Genomic DNA, 13,264 nt, shown 5'->3' with positions numbered 1-13,264 from the left:
AAAGGATCAACATGTTTGAGTGGATGGCCTGGACCACGCCGGTGGCGATTTTTTTCAGCTGCATCGTGCTGATGCTGGTGGGCATGACGGTGTGGGAGCTCAAGTCGCCGACGACGCTGCGGCGCGGCTTCCTGCCGCTGGAGACCACGCGCGGCGACCGGCTCTTCATCGGCCTGCTCAGCGCGGCTTATGTGAACCTAATTTTTGTCGGCATCAGCGGCAAGCTGGCCGGCTGGCTGGGGTTGGAGGCCGACCCCTCGATCTGGATCAGTTTTCTGCTGTCCCTGGTCTTGCTCGCATGGATCATGCGCAAGGGATAGCGGGCGGAACGCGAAGAAAAGAGAAGTTCGGAGAAAAAGGAACCCGGCTCATATTCCCCGGAGCCGAACAAGCCTTCAACCACGGGGAGTGAACCAATGAGGAGACAAGTCATGAAGATGCGTTATACGGCGCTTGCGGTGGCCGCGGTGTGTGCCATGGCCAGCCCCGGCTGGGCCGGCGAAGCCGAGGCCAAGAAGTGGGTTGACAGCGAATTCCAGCCCTCCACCCTGGCCAAGGACAAGCAACTGGCTGAGATGAAGTGGTTCATCGACGCGGCCAAGAAGCTGCAGGCCAAGGGCGTGAAGGAAATCTCGGTCGTGTCCGAGACCATCACCACGCACGAGTACGAATCGAAGACGCTGGCCAAGGCCTTCGAGGAAATCACCGGCATCAAGGTCAAGCACGACCTGATCCAGGAAGGCGACGTGGTCGAGAAGCTGCAGACCTCCATGCAGTCCGGCAAGTCGATTTACGACGGCTGGATTTCCGACTCCGACCTGATAGGCACCCACTACCGCTACGGCAAGGTGATGAACCTGACCGACTACATGGCCGGCAAGGGCAAGGAATACACCAACCCGGGCCTGGACCTGAAGGATTTCATCGGCACCAAGTTCACCACCGGCCCGGACGGCAAGCTGTACCAGCTGCCCGACCAGCAGTTCGCCAACCTTTACTGGTTCCGCGCCGACCTGTTCGCGCGCAAGGACCTGCAGGACAAATTCAAGGCCAAGTACGGCTACGAGCTGGGCGTGCCGCTGAACTGGAGCGCCTATGAGGACATCGCCGAATTCTTCACCAACGACGTGAAGACCATAGACGGCAAGCCCATCTACGGCCACATGGACTACGGCAAGAAGGATCCGTCACTGGGCTGGCGCTTCACCGATGCCTGGCTGTCCATGGCCGGCACCGCCGACATCGGCACGCCCAACGGCCTGCCGATCGACGAATGGGGAATTCGCGTGGCGGCCGACAAGTGCACGCCGGTGGGCGCCTCGGTGGCGCGCGGCGGCGCGACCAACTCGCCGGCCGCTGTCTACGCACTCACCAAGTATGTGGACTGGATGAAAAAGTATGCGCCCAAGGAAGCCACCGGCATGACCTTCGGCGAAGCCGGGCCTGTGCCGGCCCAGGGGCAGATCGCCCAGCAGATCTTCTGGTACACGGCCTTCACCGCCGACATGACCAAGAAGGGCCTGCCGGTCGTGAACGCCGACGGAACGCCCAAGTGGCGCATGGCACCCGGCCCCAACGGCCCCTACTGGAAGCAGGGCATGCAGAACGGCTACCAGGACGTCGGGTCATGGACCTTCTTCGCCGCGCATGACGAGAACCGCACGGCGGCCGCCTGGCTGTACGCGCAGTTCATCACCTCCAAGACCACCTCGCTGAAAAAGACCATCGTCGGCCTCACGCCTATCCGCGAATCGGACATCCAGTCCAAGGCCATGACCGACATGGCGCCCAAGCTGGGCGGCCTGGTCGAGTTCTACCGCAGCCCTGCCCGTGTGGCCTGGTCGCCGACCGGCACCAATGTGCCCGACTACCCCAAGCTGGCCCAGCTGTGGTGGAAGAACGTGGCACAGGCGGTGACCGGTGAAAAGACGCCGCAGGCCGCCATGGACACGCTGGCCGGCGAGATGGACGACGTGATGGGCCGCCTGGAGCGCGCCGGCATGGCCAAGTGCCCGCCCAAGCTCAATCCCAAGGGCGACCCGGCGAAATGGCTGAGCGACAAGTCCGCCCCGTGGGCCAAGCTGGCCAATGAAAAGCCCAAGGGCGAGACCATCAACTACGACAAGCTGTTGCAGGCCTGGAAAGACGGCAAGGTGCGTTGATCCCCGCAGGCCGTGCGCGCATCGCTGCCGCACGGCCTGTTTTTTGCTGAGGCTGGAGGCGGCCCATAGGGGCTGCTGCCATGGCGCTGGGGTAAGCTCGGGCGCACTTTAAAAAATGGGTTTGTATGGAACGGGAATCAAAGCCCATGACAACTGAATCAGCGCCTGCGGCGACGCGGCGCCAGGATTTGATGGCCAGGCTCGCCGAGCCGCGGCACTATGACATTGCGATCATCGGCGGTGGCGCCACCGGACTGGGCGTGGCGCTGGACGCCGCCGCGCGCGGCTTTTCTGTCGTGCTGGTGGAATCGCACGACTTTGCCAAGGGCACCTCCTCGCGCGCCACCAAGCTGGTGCACGGCGGTGTCCGCTACCTCGCGCAGGGCAATATTTCGCTGGTGCGCGAGGCTTTGCACGAGCGCACCACGCTGCTGGCCAATGCGCCGCACCTGGCGCAGCCGCTGCCTTTTGTCATGCCCTCCTACAAGTTCTGGGAGGCGCCGTTTTACGGCATAGGGCTCAAGATGTATGACGCGCTGGCCGGCAAGGCGGGCCTGGGCGCGACAGAGTTTCTCAATCGCCAGGAAACCCTGGCTTGTCTGCCGACGGTGCAGCCGCAAGACCTCAAGGGCGGCGTCAAATATTGGGACGGCCAGTTCGACGATGCGCGGCTGGCGCTGGCGCTGGCGCGGACGGCCGCACGCCAGGGTGCGCTGCTGGTGAACTATTGCCCGGCCACCGGCCTGATCCATGAGGGGGGCAAGTTGGTCGGCCTGCATGCGCGCGACCAGGAGACCGGGCGGGCCTTCGAAATCCGGGCGAGCTGCGTGGTGAATGCCGCCGGCGTCTGGGTGGACCAGCTGCGCATGCAGGACGGCCAGGCCATAGGCCGGGACGCCAAACCCATGGTGGCGCCCAGCCAGGGCGTGCACATCGTGGTCGACCGCTCGTTTTTGCCCACCGACCATGCCCTGCTGGTGCCCAAAACGGCCGACGGCCGGGTGCTGTTTGCCGTGCCCTGGCTGGGCAAAACCATCCTGGGCACCACCGACACGCCGCGCCACGACCTGGCCCGCGAACCGCTGCCTTTCCGGGAAGAGGTCGATTTCATCCTGCGCGAATCCGCGCGCTATCTGAGCCGGGCCCCGGGGCCGGCGGATATCAAGAGCATCTGGGTGGGGCTGCGGCCCCTGGTCAAACCGCCGGACGATGATGCCGGCAGCACCCAGGCGCTGTCGCGCGAGCACACGGTGCTGGTCAGCAAAAGCGGGCTGGTCACGGTGACGGGTGGGAAATGGACGACCTACCGCGCGATGGCCGAAGACGTGCTGGACAAATGTTTTGGCGCGGCGCTGCTGCCGGCGCGGACCGCAAGCGCCACCACGCACTTGAAGTTAGTTGGCGCTCACAACTCCAGCCACAAGATCAGCGAGGCGCCCGGGGCTCACTTATATGGCAGCGAGGCGCCGGCCCTGGATGGCCTGCCCGGGGCGAGCCGCGAACTGGGTGGCGGCCTGACGGAAGCCATGGTGCGTTTTGCCGCCCGCCATGAATATGCGCGCACGGTGGAAGACGTGCTGGCACGCCGCTCCCGCCTGCTGTTCCTCGATGCCGCGCTGGCCAGGACCCTGGCGCCGGACGTGGCGGCCCTGCTGCAGCAGGAAAATGGGGTGGATCCGCAACTGGACGCGTTTTTGGCGCTTTGCGGCCAGTACTTGAGCCTGCCTGACTGATCCTTTTCGGCGAGCCTGGGCGAAAAGTTGAGCGCTGCCGGCAGGAAGGCCGGCCACAGCGGCGCTCTACTTTTGATAGCTGTCCGTGCTTTCCTGTATTGGGGTGGGGTCCGATTGCAGCCTCGAGACGTTCCTCCCCTCCATTCCGTTTCGGGGGGCTTTTTGGGGCTGCCAAGCCGCTTGCCGAGGCGCCAGGGGAATATTTTCACAACAGCCGGTTGACAGTACCGGATGATTTAGTGATAATCGTGGGCTTCGCTCTAAAAAGGCGAGGAATTCTGCCTAACGGAAGCATCGCAAGTGGTTTGCGGTGTGGACGACAGGCCCAAGACTGATTGGCTGGTGATCCCAAGGGGTTGCCTTCCGGTGCAAGTTGGGAACACATTTAAATGATTCAAACGCAATCCAAGCTCGATGTTGCTGACAACACGGGTGCCAAGTCCGTGATGTGCATCAAGGTTCTGGGCGGCTCCAAGCGCCGGTACGCCAGCGTTGGTGACGTCATCAAGGTGAGCATCAAAGAAGCCGCTCCGCGTGGCCGCGTCAAAAAAGGCGAGGTTTACAGCGCAGTGGTCGTTCGCACCGCCAAGGGCATCCGCCGCGGTGACGGCTCCCTCGTTAAATTCGATGGCAACGCAGCAGTGTTGCTTAACGCCAAGCTGGAGCCTATCGGCACCCGCATCTTCGGACCAGTGACGCGCGAACTGCGCACTGAAAAGTTCATGAAGATCGTGTCCCTGGCTCCTGAAGTTCTGTAAGGACGCGCCATGAACAAGATTCGTAAGGGCGACGAGATCATCGTGATCGCCGGTCGCGACAAAGGCAAGCGCGGCAAGATTTCGCTGCGCAAAGACGACAGCCATGTCGTGGTCGAGGGCCTCAACCTGGTGAAGAAACACACCAAGCCCAACCCTCTCAAGGGCACCACCGGCGGCATCGTCGAAAAAAGCATGCCGATTCACCAGTCGAACGTGGCAATCTTCAATGCCGCAACCGGCAAGGCGGATCGCGTTGGCATCAAGCTTCTGGCAGACGGCAAAAAAGTGCGCGTCTTCAAGTCCAGCGGCGAAGAAATCAAGGCTGCATAACATGGCAAAGACCGCACCCGTACAACAAGCCGCTTCGCAGGCTCGCCTGCAAGCCCAGTACCGCGAAAAAATCGCCCCCGGCCTGATTGAAAAATTCGGCTACACCTCGCCCATGCAGGTTCCCCGTATCACCAAGATCACGCTCAACATGGGTGTGAGCGAGGCTGTTGCCGACAAGAAGGTCATGGACAACGCCGTCGGCGACATGACCAAGATTGCCGGCCAGAAGCCCGTTGTGACCAAGGCCAAGAAGGCTATCGCCGGTTTCAAGATCCGCGAAGACCTGCCCATCGGCTGCATGGTGACCCTGCGCGGCGTGAAGATGTATGAGTTCCTCGATCGTTTCGTCACCGTGGCCCTGCCGCGCGTGCGTGACTTCCGCGGTATTTCCGGCCGGGCCTTCGACGGCCGCGGAAACTACAACATCGGCGTGAAAGAGCAGATCATTTTCCCTGAGATCGAGTACGACAAGGTTGACGCCCTGCGCGGTCTCAATATCAGCATCACCACCACGGCAAAGACCGATGAAGAGTGCAAGGCGCTCCTCACCGCTTTCCGTTTTCCGTTCAAGAACTGAGGCGGGACATGGCAAAACAAGCTTTACTGCAACGTGAACTGAAGCGCGAGAAACTCGCGGCCAAGTTCGCCAAAAAATACGCTGAACTCAAGGCGACGTCCAACGACGCCAAGCGGTCCGATGAAGAGCGCGCCCTGGCTCGCCTCGAGCTGCAAAAGTTGCCCCGCAACTCCAACCCGACCCGCCAGCGCAACCGCTGCGCGATCACGGGCCGCCCGCGCGGTACGTTCCGTCAATTCGGCCTGGCTCGCGCCAAGATTCGCGAGTTGGCTTTTGCTGGTGATATCCCTGGTATCACCAAGGCAAGCTGGTAAGCATAGGAGAACCACAAAATGAGCATGAGTGATCCTATTGCCGACATGTTGACCCGCATCCGCAATGCACAAATGGTTGAAAAAGCCGTTGTGCTGGTGCCGTCGTCGAAAGTCAAAGTTGCCATCGCGCAGGTACTGAAGGATGAGGGCTACATCGATGGCTTCTCCGTCAAGACCGATGAGGGCAAGTCCCAGCTGGAAATCGCCCTGAAGTATTACGCAGGCCGCCCCGTGATTGAGCGCATCGAGCGCGTCAGCCGCCCCGGCCTCCGTGTCTACAAAGGCCATGGCGCCATCCCCCAGGTCATGAACGGCCTTGGCGTGGCAATTGTCACGACCCCGCAAGGCGTCATGACTGATCGTAAAGCCCGCGCTACCGGTATCGGTGGTGAAGTGCTTTGCTACGTGGCCTAACGGCGGCATTGAGGAGAAACTGAAATGTCTCGTGTAGGAAAAATGCCCGTGACCGTGCCCCAGGGCGTGGACGTGGCCATCAAAGAAGACCAGATCAATGTCAAGGGCGCCCTTGGCACCCTGGCGCTGACACAAAACGTGCTTGTCACCATCAAGAATGATGCCGGCAAGCTGACCTTTGTGCCGGCCAACGATTCGCGTGAAGCCAATGCCATGAGCGGCACGATGCGTCAGCTCGTGAACAACATGGTGACCGGCGTGACCAAGGGCTTCGAGAAGAAGCTCAGCCTGATCGGCGTGGGTTACAAAGCCCAGGCCCAGGGCGCCAAGCTGAACCTGACGGTGGGTTACTCCCATCCGGTGGTGATGGACATGCCGGCCGGTATCAAGGTGGAAACGCCTACGCCGACCGAAGTCATCATCAAGGGTTCCGACCGCCAGCGTGTGGGACAGATCGCCGCTGAAGTGCGCGCCGTCCGTCCTCCCGAGCCTTACAAGGGCAAGGGCATCCGTTATTCGGATGAAAAAATCACGATCAAAGAAACCAAGAAGAAATAAGGAGCTGCATCATGTTGACCAAAAAAGAGCAGCGCCTTCGTCGTTCACGCCAGACCCGCATCCGCATTGCCACGCAAGGTGTTGCCCGTCTGACCGTCAACCGCACCAACCTGCACATCTACGCCACGGTTATCTCTGGCGACGGCACCAAGGTGCTGGCTGCCGCTTCCACCGCGGAAGTCGAAGTGCGCAAGGATATCGGCGCCTCGGGTAAAGGCGGAAACGTTGCTGCCGCGCAAGCCATTGGCAAGCGCATTGCCGAGAAGGCAAAAGCGGCAGGTGTAGAAAAAGTGGCGTTTGATCGCGCCGGTTTTGCGTACCACGGCCGCGTTAAAGCGCTGGCTGATGCGGCCCGCGAAGCTGGCTTGCAGTTCTAAGCAGACTGGAATTAAGTATGGCTAAGTTTCAAGCAAAATCGAACAACGACGCTCCAGACGATGGTCTGAAGGAAAAAATGATCGCGGTCAACCGCGTGACCAAAGTCGTGAAGGGCGGCCGTATCCTCGGTTTCGCCGCACTCACGGTGGTTGGTGACGGTGACGGCCGCGTCGGCATGGGCAAGGGCAAGTCGAAAGAAGTGCCTGCAGCCGTGCAGAAGGCCATGGAAGAAGCGCGCCGCAACATGACCAAGGTCTCGTTGAAGAACGGCACCATCCACCACAATGTCTTCGGCCACCACGGTGCGGCCAGCGTCATGATGGCGCCGGCTCCCAAGGGTACCGGCATCATTGCCGGCGGCCCGATGCGCGCTGTTTTCGAAGTCATGGGCATTACCGACATCGTGGCCAAGAGCCATGGTTCGAGCAATCCCTACAACATGGTGCGCGCCACCATGGATGCACTGAACAACTCCACGACCGCTTCTGAAATTGCGGCCAAGCGTGGTAAATCAGTCGAAGAAATCTTCGGCTAAGGCGGCATTGAAATGACCAAAGAAACCAAAGTAAAAGTCCAGCTGGTTCGCAGCCCGATTGGCACCAAGGAATCGCATCGCGCCACCGTGCGCGGTCTGGGCCTTCGTGGCGTCAACAGCGTCAGCGAACTGCAGGACACGCCCGCAGTGCGCGGCATGATCAACAAGATCAGCTATCTGGTCAAGATTGTCTGAGCGGAGACTCATCATGGAATTGAACGGAATCAAGCCTGGCCAAGGCGCCAAACATGCCAAACGACGTGTCGGTCGCGGCATCGGCTCTGGCCTTGGCAAAACGGCAGGACGTGGTCATAAAGGCCAGAAGTCCCGCTCCGGTGGTTATCACAAGGTGGGCTTCGAAGGCGGTCAAATGCCTATGCAGCGCCGCTTGCCCAAGCGCGGTTTCAAGTCGCATCTGCTGAAGTTCAACGCTGAGGTAACTCTCGGCGCGCTGGAACAACTCGGCTTGGCCGAGGTGGACCTGCTGGCACTGAAGACCGCCGGCCTGGTGGGCCAGCTCGCCAAGAACGTCAAGGTCATCAAGACCGGCGAACTGACCAAGGCTGTGAAGCTGAACGGCATTTCCGCCACGGCGGCTGCCAAGGCCGTGATCGAAGCCGCCGGCGGCTCCGTCGCTTAATACCTGACTGGATACATCAGTGGCAACCAACTCGGCTCAAATTGCGAAAACCGGCAAGTACGGTGACCTGCGCAACAGGCTTGTGTTTTTGCTGCTGGCCCTGGTGGTGTACCGCATCGGCGCGCACATCCCGGTGCCGGGGATTGATCCTGGCCAGCTGAAAGAGCTTTTCAAGGGCCAGCAAGGCGGCATATTGAACCTGTTCAATATGTTCTCGGGTGGTGCCCTGTCGCGATTCACGGTGTTTGCCCTGGGCATCATGCCGTACATCTCGGCCTCGATCATCATGCAACTGATGACCTACGTCGTTCCGACGTTCGAGCAGATGAAAAAAGAGGGTGAAAGCGGCCGCCGCAAGATCACCCAGTACACGCGCTACGGCACGCTGGCCCTGGCACTGTTCCAGTCCATGGGCATTGCCGTGGCGCTGGAAAGCTCGCCGGGTCTGGTCCTGGCGCCCGGTTTCGGTTTCCGCATGACGGCGGTTTTCAGCCTGACGGCCGGCACCATGTTTTTGATGTGGCTGGGCGAGCAGATCACCGAGCGCGGTTTGGGCAACGGTATTTCGATCCTGATCTTTGCGGGTATCGCAGCCGGCCTGCCGAATGCGATGGGCGGTTTGCTGGAGCTGGTGCGAACCGGCGCCATGAGCATCGTGATCGCGATCGTGATCGTCGCTGTCGTCGTGCTGGTAACGTATTTCGTGGTGTTCGTGGAGCGGGGGCAGCGCAAGATTCTTGTGAACTATGCGCGGCGCCAGGTGGGCAACAAGGTCTACGGCGGTCAGTCATCGCACTTGCCGCTGAAGCTGAACATGGCGGGCGTGATCCCTCCGATCTTCGCTTCGTCGATCATCTTGTTGCCGGCGACGGTGGTGGGTTGGTTCAGCGCCGGTGACAGCATGCGCTGGTTGAAAGACATCGCCAGCACGCTGACGCCCGGCCAGCCGATCTACGTGATGCTCTATGCCAGCGCGATTGTGTTTTTCTGCTTCTTCTACACGGCCCTGGTGTTCAACAGCCGTGAAACGGCGGACAACCTGAAGAAGAGCGGTGCTTTCATTCCCGGCATTCGGCCAGGGGACCAGACGGCTCGCTACATTGACAAAATCCTGGTGCGCTTGACGCTGGCAGGTGCGGTTTACATCACATTCGTGTGTTTGCTGCCCGAGTTTCTGATTTTGAAATACAACGTGCCTTTCTATTTCGGCGGCACGTCGTTGATGATTATTGTCGTGGTGACCATGGATTTCATGGCCCAGGTGCAGAACTACATGATGTCGCAACAGTATGAGTCGTTGCTTAAAAAGGCGAACTTCAAGACGTCACTGGGCGGTTAACTGGATATTTGATGGGATATGTCTAAAGACGATGTGATCCAGATGCAAGGCGAGGTTGTAGAAAACCTCCCCAATGCGACTTTCAGGGTGAAGCTGGAAAATGGACATGTTGTACTGGGGCACATCTCGGGAAAAATGCGTATGCACTACATCCGCATTCTCCCCGGTGACAAGGTAACGGTTGAATTGACGCCTTACGATTTATCGCGCGCACGCATTGTTTTCCGTGCCAAGTAAGCACAGAGTGAAAGTTTAGGAGTAATAGAAATGAGAGTTTCAGCTTCGGTCAAGAAGATTTGCCGCAACTGCAAGGTTATCCGTCGCAAGGGCGTTGTCCGTGTGATCTGCACGGACCCACGCCACAAACAGCGTCAAGGCTGATTTCAAGAGTTTTAGAGGACGAACATGGCTCGTATCGCTGGTATCAATATTCCGCCGCAGCAGCACGCCGAAATCGGCTTGACTGCTATCTTTGGCATCGGTCGCACGCGCGCTCGCAAAATTTGCGAAGCATGCGACATCGCCTACGCCAAGAAGGTCAAAGACCTGACCGACGGCGATCTGGAAAAAATCCGTGAGCAGATCGCCCTGTTCACCATCGAAGGTGACTTGCGTCGTGAAACCACGATGAACATCAAGCGCCTGATGGACATCGGCTGCTACCGCGGCTTCCGCCACCGTCGTGGCTTGCCCATGCGCGGCCAGCGCACCCGGACCAATGCCCGCACCCGCAAGGGTCCGCGCAAGGCCGCTGCAGCTTTGAAGAAATAATTGAGAGGTCGTCATGGCAAAATCACCAAGCAATAACGCCGCACAGCGCGTTCGCAAGAAAGTTCGCAAGAACGTGGCCGATGGCATCGCCCACGTGCACGCTTCTTTCAACAACACGATCATCACCATCACGGATCGCCAGGGCAATGCCTTGTCCTGGGCTTCCTCCGGTGGCCAGGGCTTCAAGGGCTCGCGCAAATCCACTCCTTTCGCGGCGCAGGTCGCTTCGGAAGTGGCAGGTCGCGCCGCCATTGAACAGGGCATCAAGAACCTTGACGTTGAAATCAAGGGTCCTGGTCCCGGCCGTGAATCGTCTGTTCGCGCTCTGGGCGCACTCGGCATCCGGATCAATTCGATTGCCGACGTGACCCCGGTTCCGCACAACGGCTGCCGCCCGCAAAAGCGCCGCCGCATTTAATCCCCCGTGCCTGGCTGTCCGACGGGTTGTTTCCAGTCCGTCAGATACCAGGCATTTTTACCAAGCCCACCGCCGGCAGGTCACGACCTCCGGCTCCTGCATGTAAATGCAGCAGATGACAAAAGGACACTCAAGTGGCACGTTACCTAGGCCCCAAGGCCAAACTATCCCGCCGTGAAGGCACCGACCTGTTCCTGAAGAGCGCACGCCGCGCCATCAGCGACAAGGCCAAATTCGATTCCAAGCCGGGCCAGCACGGCCGTACCTCCGGTACCCGTACTTCCGACTTCGGCCTCCAGCTGCGCGAGAAGCAAAAAGTCAAGCGCATGTACGGCGTGCTCGAAAAGCAGTTCCGCCGCTACTTCGAAGAGGCCGATCGCCGCAAGGGCAATACCGGCGCCAACCTGTTGTTCATCCTGGAATGCCGCCTGGACAACGTGGTGTACCGCATGGGCTTCGGCTCGACCCGCGCTGAAGCGCGCCAGCTGGTGTCGCACAAGGCCATCACGGTCAACGGCGGTTCGGTCAACATCCCTTCGTACATGGTCAAGGCCGGCGACGTCATCGCCGTGCGCGAGAAGTCGAAGAAGCAGACCCGCATCACCGAAGCCCTCGAGCTTGCAAAACAGGTCGGTCTGCCCGCCTGGGTCGATGTGAACGCCGACAAGGGCGAAGGCACCTTCAAGAAGGTTCCTGACCGCGACGAGTTTGCCGCCGACGTCAACGAATCGTTGATCGTCGAGTTGTACTCACGCTAATTTTTCGTTCCTGCGATACGGGGCACCGTATCGCCAGGGTGTGCTTCGCCGGCCTTATCGGTGTAACGAACCGAGGGTATTGAGAGGAAGACTGCATGCAGACCAATTTGTTGAAACCAAAAACCATCAATGTTGAGCAGCTTGGCGCCAACCGCGCCAAGGTGACTCTGGAGCCGTTCGAGCGTGGCTACGGCCATACGCTGGGCAACGCGCTGCGCCGCGTACTGTTGTCTTCCATGGTCGGCCATGCCGCCACCGAAGTCACCATCGCGGGTGTCCTGCACGAGTACTCGTCCATCGACGGTGTGCAGGAAGACGTCGTCAACATCCTGTTGAACCTCAAGGGCGTGGTGTTCAAGCTCCACAACCGCGACGAAGTCACGCTGAGCCTGCGCAAGGACGGCGAAGGCCCTGTCACCGCCGCCGACATCCAGACGCCGCACGACGTGGAAATCATCAACCCTGAGCACGTGATCGTGAACCTGTCGCACGGCGGCAAGATCGACATGCAGATCAAGGTTGAAAACGGCCGCGGCTACGTGCCCGGCAACCAGCGTCGCTACGGCGACGAGTCGCCAAAGTCCATCGGCCGCATTGTGCTGGACGCGTCGTTCTCGCCCGTCAAGCGCGTGAGCTACATTGTCGAAAGCGCCCGCGTTGAGCAGCGCACCGACCTCGACAAGCTCGTGCTGGAAATCGAAACCAACGGCGCCGTGACGGCTGAAGATGCTGTCCGTGCCTCGGCCAAGATCCTGGTTGAGCAACTGGCGGTGTTCGCGCAGCTCGAAGGCAACGAACTGGCTGCGTTTGACGCACCCGTTCAGCGCAGCTCGCAGCAGTTCGACCCCATCTTGCTGCGCCCTGTCGACGAGCTCGAGCTCACCGTGCGCTCGGCGAACTGCCTCAAGGCGGAAAACATTTACTACATTGGCGATCTGATCCAGCGCACTGAAAACGAGCTGCTCAAGACCCCCAATCTGGGACGTAAATCGCTCAACGAGATCAAGGAAGTGCTGGCCTCCCGCGGCCTGACGCTCGGAATGCGCCTGGAAAGCTGGCCTCCCGCCGGCCTCGATAAGCGATAATTGAAACAAGACCCCTGAACGGGTCTCGCACGGGCAGTACCTGATACGGCTGCCTGGATTTTAAAAAAGGAAACACATCATGCGCCACGGACACGGACTACGTAAACTCAACCGCACCAGCGAGCACCGCCTCGCCATGCTGCGCAACATGATGAACTCGCTGCTGCAGCACGAAGTCATCAAGACCACCCTGCCGAAGGCCAAGGAATTGCGCCGTGTGGTGGAACCCATGATCACCCTGGGCAAAGAACCCACGCTGGCCAACAAGCGCCTGGCATTCGACCGCCTGCGCGACCGCGACATGGTCGTCAAACTGTTCGCTGAAATCGGCCCACGCTACAAAGCTCGTCCAGGCGGCTACACCCGCATCCTGAAGATGGGTTTCCGCGTTGGCGACAATGCGCCCATGGCTTTGGTCGAACTGGTGGACCGTCCTGAAGTGTCGGAAGACACTACCGCCGACGCGGCCAAGGCAGAGTAAGCTACAATACAGA

At 60.1% G+C, this 13,264-nt stretch carries 21 protein-coding genes; all 21 read left to right on the top strand.

The features are described from left to right. Positions 1–11 precede the first annotated feature (11 nt). The 21 genes from ACSQ27_RS18450 to rplQ all read left to right on the top strand — a co-directional run bounded on the left by ACSQ27_RS18450 (position 12) and on the right by rplQ (position 13,251). Complete coding sequence (locus tag ACSQ27_RS18450) at positions 12–320, top strand: DUF2160 domain-containing protein (protein WP_436156939.1); 309 nt, start codon at positions 12–14, stop codon at positions 318–320. 111 nt (positions 321–431) lie between these two features. Next, positions 432–2,162, top strand: a complete 1,731-nt coding sequence (locus ACSQ27_RS18445) for an ABC transporter substrate-binding protein (protein ID WP_436156938.1) — start codon at positions 432–434, stop codon at positions 2,160–2,162. 146 nt (positions 2,163–2,308) lie between these two features. Then, entirely contained in the window at positions 2,309–3,895 is a 1,587-nt protein-coding gene (locus ACSQ27_RS18440; protein ID WP_436156937.1) for an FAD-dependent oxidoreductase, read from the top strand. A gap of 389 nt (positions 3,896–4,284) precedes the next feature. Next, positions 4,285–4,653, top strand: a complete 369-nt coding sequence (gene rplN, locus ACSQ27_RS18435) for a 50S ribosomal protein L14 (protein WP_007869247.1) — start codon at positions 4,285–4,287, stop codon at positions 4,651–4,653. 9 nt (positions 4,654–4,662) lie between these two features. Further along, positions 4,663–4,983 carry a 50S ribosomal protein L24 gene (rplX, locus tag ACSQ27_RS18430; RefSeq protein ID WP_436156936.1) on the top strand — a complete coding sequence of 107 codons (321 nt, stop codon included), beginning with the start codon at positions 4,663–4,665 and terminating at the stop codon, positions 4,981–4,983. A gap of 1 nt (position 4,984) precedes the next feature. Then, on the top strand, positions 4,985–5,560 hold the full coding sequence (gene rplE, locus ACSQ27_RS18425; protein WP_411878485.1) for a 50S ribosomal protein L5: 576 nt from the start codon (positions 4,985–4,987) through the stop codon (positions 5,558–5,560). A gap of 8 nt (positions 5,561–5,568) precedes the next feature. Continuing rightward, a complete protein-coding gene (gene rpsN / locus ACSQ27_RS18420; RefSeq protein WP_436156935.1) occupies positions 5,569–5,874 on the top strand; it encodes a 30S ribosomal protein S14 in 306 nt (101 codons plus the stop codon). Positions 5,875–5,892: 18 nt separating this feature from the next. Then, positions 5,893–6,288 carry a 30S ribosomal protein S8 gene (rpsH, locus tag ACSQ27_RS18415; RefSeq protein WP_122954342.1) on the top strand — a complete coding sequence of 132 codons (396 nt, stop codon included), beginning with the start codon at positions 5,893–5,895 and terminating at the stop codon, positions 6,286–6,288. 24 nt (positions 6,289–6,312) lie between these two features. Then, positions 6,313–6,846: a 50S ribosomal protein L6 gene (gene rplF, locus ACSQ27_RS18410; RefSeq protein ID WP_436156934.1), complete on the top strand. Its 534-nt coding sequence runs from the start codon at positions 6,313–6,315 to the stop codon at positions 6,844–6,846. An 11-nt stretch (positions 6,847–6,857) separates the two neighbouring features. Next, on the top strand, positions 6,858–7,223 hold the full coding sequence (rplR, locus tag ACSQ27_RS18405) for a 50S ribosomal protein L18 (RefSeq protein ID WP_411884579.1): 366 nt from the start codon (positions 6,858–6,860) through the stop codon (positions 7,221–7,223). Positions 7,224–7,240: 17 nt separating this feature from the next. Further along, positions 7,241–7,759: a 30S ribosomal protein S5 gene (rpsE, locus tag ACSQ27_RS18400; protein ID WP_092130234.1), complete on the top strand. Its 519-nt coding sequence runs from the start codon at positions 7,241–7,243 to the stop codon at positions 7,757–7,759. A 12-nt stretch (positions 7,760–7,771) separates the two neighbouring features. Next, positions 7,772–7,954, top strand: coding sequence for a 50S ribosomal protein L30 (gene rpmD / locus ACSQ27_RS18395; RefSeq protein WP_122954340.1), 183 nt, complete (start codon positions 7,772–7,774; stop codon positions 7,952–7,954). 13 nt (positions 7,955–7,967) lie between these two features. Continuing rightward, positions 7,968–8,399: a 50S ribosomal protein L15 gene (gene rplO / locus ACSQ27_RS18390; protein WP_436156933.1), complete on the top strand. Its 432-nt coding sequence runs from the start codon at positions 7,968–7,970 to the stop codon at positions 8,397–8,399. Positions 8,400–8,418: 19 nt separating this feature from the next. Next, positions 8,419–9,738, top strand: coding sequence for a preprotein translocase subunit SecY (gene secY / locus ACSQ27_RS18385; RefSeq protein WP_436156932.1), 1,320 nt, complete (start codon positions 8,419–8,421; stop codon positions 9,736–9,738). An 18-nt stretch (positions 9,739–9,756) separates the two neighbouring features. Further along, the gene (gene infA, locus ACSQ27_RS18380) at positions 9,757–9,975 is read left to right on the top strand and encodes a translation initiation factor IF-1 (RefSeq protein WP_007869286.1); all 219 of its coding nucleotides are present in this window, start codon (positions 9,757–9,759) and stop codon (positions 9,973–9,975) included. A 30-nt stretch (positions 9,976–10,005) separates the two neighbouring features. After that, the gene (gene rpmJ, locus ACSQ27_RS18375) at positions 10,006–10,119 is read left to right on the top strand and encodes a 50S ribosomal protein L36 (RefSeq protein WP_028820150.1); all 114 of its coding nucleotides are present in this window, start codon (positions 10,006–10,008) and stop codon (positions 10,117–10,119) included. A gap of 24 nt (positions 10,120–10,143) precedes the next feature. Further along, positions 10,144–10,509 carry a 30S ribosomal protein S13 gene (gene rpsM / locus ACSQ27_RS18370; RefSeq protein WP_074579313.1) on the top strand — a complete coding sequence of 122 codons (366 nt, stop codon included), beginning with the start codon at positions 10,144–10,146 and terminating at the stop codon, positions 10,507–10,509. Between the two features lie 13 nt (positions 10,510–10,522). Continuing rightward, positions 10,523–10,927 (top strand): 30S ribosomal protein S11, encoded by a 405-nt coding sequence (gene rpsK / locus ACSQ27_RS18365; protein ID WP_007869288.1) that lies wholly within the window; start codon positions 10,523–10,525, stop codon positions 10,925–10,927. A gap of 134 nt (positions 10,928–11,061) precedes the next feature. Continuing rightward, the gene (gene rpsD / locus ACSQ27_RS18360) at positions 11,062–11,685 is read left to right on the top strand and encodes a 30S ribosomal protein S4 (RefSeq protein ID WP_436156931.1); all 624 of its coding nucleotides are present in this window, start codon (positions 11,062–11,064) and stop codon (positions 11,683–11,685) included. Between the two features lie 95 nt (positions 11,686–11,780). After that, on the top strand, positions 11,781–12,770 hold the full coding sequence (locus tag ACSQ27_RS18355) for a DNA-directed RNA polymerase subunit alpha (RefSeq protein WP_122954336.1): 990 nt from the start codon (positions 11,781–11,783) through the stop codon (positions 12,768–12,770). 79 nt (positions 12,771–12,849) lie between these two features. Further along, positions 12,850–13,251 (top strand): 50S ribosomal protein L17, encoded by a 402-nt coding sequence (gene rplQ, locus ACSQ27_RS18350; RefSeq protein WP_007869297.1) that lies wholly within the window; start codon positions 12,850–12,852, stop codon positions 13,249–13,251. Positions 13,252–13,264: the final 13 nt, after the last annotated feature.

The sequence above is a fragment of the Polaromonas sp. LjRoot131 genome (assembly GCF_964252805.1).
GTDB lineage: Bacteria > Pseudomonadota > Gammaproteobacteria > Burkholderiales > Burkholderiaceae_C > Polaromonas.
Note: the sequence above shows the minus strand (reverse complement) of the source record. Positions and strands in the feature narration are given on the sequence as shown.

Coding starts and splice junctions, on each gene's coding strand:
- ACSQ27_RS18450 (WP_436156939.1), top strand. CDS start 12: ATGTTTGAGTGGATGGCCTGGACCACGCCGGTGGCGATTTTTTTCAGC.
- ACSQ27_RS18445 (WP_436156938.1), top strand. CDS start 432: ATGAAGATGCGTTATACGGCGCTTGCGGTGGCCGCGGTGTGTGCCATG.
- ACSQ27_RS18440 (WP_436156937.1), top strand. CDS start 2,309: ATGACAACTGAATCAGCGCCTGCGGCGACGCGGCGCCAGGATTTGATG.
- rplN (WP_007869247.1), top strand. CDS start 4,285: ATGATTCAAACGCAATCCAAGCTCGATGTTGCTGACAACACGGGTGCC.
- rplX (WP_436156936.1), top strand. CDS start 4,663: ATGAACAAGATTCGTAAGGGCGACGAGATCATCGTGATCGCCGGTCGC.
- rplE (WP_411878485.1), top strand. CDS start 4,985: ATGGCAAAGACCGCACCCGTACAACAAGCCGCTTCGCAGGCTCGCCTG.
- rpsN (WP_436156935.1), top strand. CDS start 5,569: ATGGCAAAACAAGCTTTACTGCAACGTGAACTGAAGCGCGAGAAACTC.
- rpsH (WP_122954342.1), top strand. CDS start 5,893: ATGAGCATGAGTGATCCTATTGCCGACATGTTGACCCGCATCCGCAAT.
- rplF (WP_436156934.1), top strand. CDS start 6,313: ATGTCTCGTGTAGGAAAAATGCCCGTGACCGTGCCCCAGGGCGTGGAC.
- rplR (WP_411884579.1), top strand. CDS start 6,858: ATGTTGACCAAAAAAGAGCAGCGCCTTCGTCGTTCACGCCAGACCCGC.
- rpsE (WP_092130234.1), top strand. CDS start 7,241: ATGGCTAAGTTTCAAGCAAAATCGAACAACGACGCTCCAGACGATGGT.
- rpmD (WP_122954340.1), top strand. CDS start 7,772: ATGACCAAAGAAACCAAAGTAAAAGTCCAGCTGGTTCGCAGCCCGATT.
- rplO (WP_436156933.1), top strand. CDS start 7,968: ATGGAATTGAACGGAATCAAGCCTGGCCAAGGCGCCAAACATGCCAAA.
- infA (WP_007869286.1), top strand. CDS start 9,757: ATGTCTAAAGACGATGTGATCCAGATGCAAGGCGAGGTTGTAGAAAAC.
- rpmJ (WP_028820150.1), top strand. CDS start 10,006: ATGAGAGTTTCAGCTTCGGTCAAGAAGATTTGCCGCAACTGCAAGGTT.
- rpsM (WP_074579313.1), top strand. CDS start 10,144: ATGGCTCGTATCGCTGGTATCAATATTCCGCCGCAGCAGCACGCCGAA.
- rpsK (WP_007869288.1), top strand. CDS start 10,523: ATGGCAAAATCACCAAGCAATAACGCCGCACAGCGCGTTCGCAAGAAA.
- ACSQ27_RS18355 (WP_122954336.1), top strand. CDS start 11,781: ATGCAGACCAATTTGTTGAAACCAAAAACCATCAATGTTGAGCAGCTT.
- rplQ (WP_007869297.1), top strand. CDS start 12,850: ATGCGCCACGGACACGGACTACGTAAACTCAACCGCACCAGCGAGCAC.